This window comes from Streptomyces sp. BR123, assembly GCF_013401435.1.
Taxonomy (GTDB): Bacteria; Actinomycetota; Actinomycetes; order Streptomycetales; family Streptomycetaceae; genus Streptomyces.
Window position 1 is genome coordinate 1 of the sequence record NZ_JACBGN010000458.1, and the last position, 3731, is coordinate 3731.

The window sequence follows — 3731 nt, forward strand, 5'->3', positions numbered from 1 at the left end:
CCCCGGCCCGGGCACCCCCGGCCCCGGCACCCCGGGCGACCCCGGACTCAGGGCATCGGCCCGGGCGGCCGGGACCCCGCACCCGGTGCACCGGGCCCGTGCCGCCCGGTGCACCCGGCCCGTGCCGCCCGGTGCACCAGGCCCGTGCCGCCCGGTCGCAGGGCGGTGGGGCCGCGGGAAAACCCCTCGGTGCAGCCGCCGCGGCGACGTACCCTTGATATTCCGGAGGTCGTCGATCGGCGCGGCCCCTCAACGGGAGGTATGTGCAGGCCACAGTGCCGGCCCATGACTCAGACACCGACACCTCACACCCCGGCGCAGGGACAGGCGCGAGCCCACTTCACCGTTCCGGCAAGCCACCCGATGGTGGCGGTGCTCGGCCCCGGTGACGCCCTGCTGCGTGTGATCGAGAAGGCCTTCCCGAAGGCCGACATCCATGTTCGGGACAACCAGGTCAGCGCGATCGGCGAAGCGGCGGAAGTCCGCCTGATACAGCGCCTGTTCGACGAGATGATGCTCGTGCTCCGCACCGGGCAGCCGATGACGGAGGACGCAGTGGAACGCTCGATCGCCATGCTCAGGGCCAGCGACAACGGCAACGGCCCGCAGGAGACCCCTGCCGAGGTGCTCACGCAGAACATCCTCTCCAGCCGCGGCCGCACCATCCGCCCCAAGACCCTGAACCAGAAGCGGTACGTCGACGCGATCGACAAGCACACGATCGTCTTCGGCATCGGCCCCGCCGGTACCGGCAAGACCTACCTCGCCATGGCCAAGGCGGTCCAGGCCCTGCAGTCCAAGCAGGTCAGCCGGATCATCCTGACCCGCCCGGCCGTCGAGGCCGGAGAGCGGCTCGGCTTCCTGCCCGGCACGCTCTTCGACAAGATCGACCCGTACCTGCGCCCGCTGTACGACGCACTGCACGACATGCTCGACCCGGACTCGATCCCCCGGCTGATGGCCAACGGAACGATCGAGGTCGCCCCCCTCGCATACATGAGGGGGCGCACCTTGAACGATGCCTTCGTGGTCCTCGACGAGGCGCAGAACACGAGCCCGGAGCAGATGAAGATGTTCCTGACCCGGCTCGGCTTCGACTCGAAGATCGTCGTCACCGGTGACATCACCCAGGTCGACCTCCCCGGCGGCAACAGGTCCGGTCTGCGCCAGGTCCAGTCGATCCTGGAGGGGGTCCCGGACATCCACTTCTCGCGGCTCACGTCCGAGGATGTGGTCCGGCACAGGCTGGTCGGCCGTATCGTCGATGCGTACGAGAAGTACGACGACAGCCAGGCGGACCGGGAACCCCGGCCGGCCCGGAACGGCACCCAGCGGAAGTAGAACCCAGCGCACCATGTCGATCGACGTCAACAACGAGTCCGGAACCGAGGTCGACGAGCGGGCGATCCTCGACATCGCCCGCTACGCGCTCACCCGCATGCGGATCCACCCCCTGTCCGAGCTGTCCGTCATCGTCGTCGACGAGGACGCCATGGAGCAGCTCCACATCCAGTGGATGGACCTGCCCGGACCCACCGACGTCATGTCCTTCCCGATGGACGAGCTCCGTCCGCCGGCCAAGGACGACGAGGAGCCCCCGCAGGGGCTCCTCGGTGACATCGTGCTCTGCCCCGAGGTGGCGAAGAAGCAGGGCGAGGACGCCCCGACGCGGCACTCCATGGACGAGGAGCTCCAGCTCCTGACCGTCCACGGGGTGCTGCACCTGCTGGGCTACGACCACGAGGAGCCGGACGAGAAGGCCGAGATGTTCGGCCTCCAGGCGGCCATCGTCGACGGCTGGCGCAGCGAGCGGGGCCTGACGGGCCCGTCCCCGGCCCCGACCGTCTCGTGACCGCCCCGCAACTGATCACCGGGGCGGTCCTGCTGGTGGTGGTCGCCTGGTTCGCGGCCTGCGCGGAGTCCGGCCTCGCCCGGGTGTCCAGCTTCCGCGCCGAGCAGGCCGTACGGGAGGGCCGGCGCGGCAGCGAGAAGCTGCTCCAGGTCGCCCGGGACACCACCCGCTACCTCAACGTCGCCCTGCTGGTGCGGGTGACCTGCGAGATGGCGGCGGGGGTGCTCGTCACGTACGTCTGCCTCGACGCGCTCGGCGAGAACTGGAAGGCGCTGCTCACCGCGATCGCCGTGATGGTGCTGGTCTCCTTCGTGGCCGTCGGTGTGTCGCCGCGCACCATCGGTCGCCAGCACCCGCTCGGCACGGCGACGGCCGCCGCCTACGTCCTGGTGCCGCTCGCCCGCGTCATGGGGCCCGTCCCGCAGCTGCTGATCCTCCTCGGCAACGCCCTCACCCCCGGCAAGGGGTTCCGCAAGGGCCCGTTCGCCTCGGAGGCCGAGCTGCGCGCCATGGTCGACCTGGCGGAGAAGGAGTCGCTGATCGAGGACGAGGAGCGCCGGATGGTGCACCAGGTCTTCGAGCTGGGCGACACCCTGGTGCGCGAGGTGATGGTGCCGCGGACCGACCTGGTCTGCATCGAGCGGTACAAGACGATCCGCCAGGCGACCACGCTCGCGCTGCGCTCGGGCTTCTCGCGCATCCCGGTGACCGGCGAGAACGAGGACGACATCGTCGGCATCGTGTACCTGAAGGACCTGGTCCGCAAGACGCACATCAGCCGTGACGCGGAGTCCGATCTGGTCTCCACGGCCATGCGGCCGGCGGCGTTCGTACCGGACACCAAGAACGCGGGCGACCTGCTGCGCGAGATGCAGCAGGTGCGCAACCACGTCGCGGTCGTCATCGACGAGTACGGCGGCACGGCGGGCATCGTCACCATCGAGGACATCCTGGAGGAGATCGTCGGCGAGATCACCGACGAGTACGACCGGGAGATCCCGCCCGTCGAGGAGCTCGGCGAGGACCGCTACCGGGTCACGGCCCGGCTCGACATCACCGACCTCGGCGAGCTGTTCAAGGTCGAGGCCTTCGACGACGAGGACGTGGAGACGGTCGGCGGACTGCTGGCCAAGGCCCTCGGCCGGGTGCCGATCGCAGGCGCCTCGGCGCTGGTCGAGCTGCCCGACGGGCGGCCTCTGCGGCTGACGGCCGAGGCGCCGGCCGGCCGCCGGAACAAGATCGTGACCGTGCTCGTGGAGCCGGTGGCCCCGGCGCAGGCCGGGGGCGAGGGGGAGGAAGGGGAATGACCCCTGCGGAACTGCGCGAGCTGTGCCTGGGTTTCAACGCGGCGGTGGAGGAGTTCCCCTTCAACCCCGAGACCTCGGTGTTCAAGGTGTCGGGGAAGGTGTTCGCGCTGTCGTCGCTCGATGCGGAGCCGCTGAAGGTGAACCTCAAGTGCGAGCCCGAGCTGGCGGTGCGGCTGCGCGCCGAGTACGAGGCGGTCGTGCCGGGCTGGCACATGAACAAGCGGCACTGGAACACGGTGACGGTGGGCGGACCCGGCGCCCTGCCCGCCGCGATGGTCCGGGAGCTCGTCGAGGACAGCTACGACCTGGTGGTCGCGGGCCTGCCGAGGGTGGAGCGGCTGCGCCTGGACCGGCCCTGAGCCGACCGGCTCCCCGCTCGTCCGGCGGGATCCTGCCCTGCCCTGTCCTGCCCGCCCGGTGGGCCGCGGGGGGCGTGGGATGAACGTCACTGTTTTCCGGGGCGTTCGGCAGGAGCCATTGCCCTCACCTGCCCTTATGTTGGTCCAGGCCAATCCCTGAGACGGGAGCGACCGGGGGGACATGCGGGGGATGGAGGGGAGCGCGCCTCGGCG

General features: G+C 70.5%; 4 protein-coding genes. All 4 read left to right on the plus strand.

Features of this window, described 5'->3' with window-relative positions; all coding sequences use genetic code 11:
* Window positions 1-285: 285 nt before the first annotated feature.
* From HYE82_RS34910 to HYE82_RS34925, 4 genes are read left to right on the plus strand one after another with little or no spacing between them, the layout of a single operon-like run.
* The gene (locus tag HYE82_RS34910; protein WP_179178242.1) at window positions 286-1341 is read left to right on the plus strand and encodes a PhoH family protein; all 1056 of its coding nucleotides are present in this window, start codon (window positions 286-288) and stop codon (window positions 1339-1341) included.
* A 13-nt stretch (window positions 1342-1354) separates the two neighbouring features.
* A complete protein-coding gene (ybeY, locus tag HYE82_RS34915) occupies window positions 1355-1852 on the plus strand; it encodes an rRNA maturation RNase YbeY (RefSeq protein ID WP_179178243.1) in 498 nt (165 codons plus the stop codon).
* Window positions 1849-3159, plus strand: a complete 1311-nt coding sequence (locus HYE82_RS34920; protein WP_179178244.1) for a hemolysin family protein — start codon at window positions 1849-1851, stop codon at window positions 3157-3159. The genes ybeY and HYE82_RS34920 overlap by 4 nt, the downstream gene beginning before the upstream one ends.
* Window positions 3156-3518 carry an MmcQ/YjbR family DNA-binding protein gene (locus HYE82_RS34925; protein ID WP_179178245.1) on the plus strand — a complete coding sequence of 121 codons (363 nt, stop codon included), beginning with the start codon at window positions 3156-3158 and terminating at the stop codon, window positions 3516-3518. The genes HYE82_RS34920 and HYE82_RS34925 overlap by 4 nt, the downstream gene beginning before the upstream one ends.
* Window positions 3519-3731: the final 213 nt, after the last annotated feature.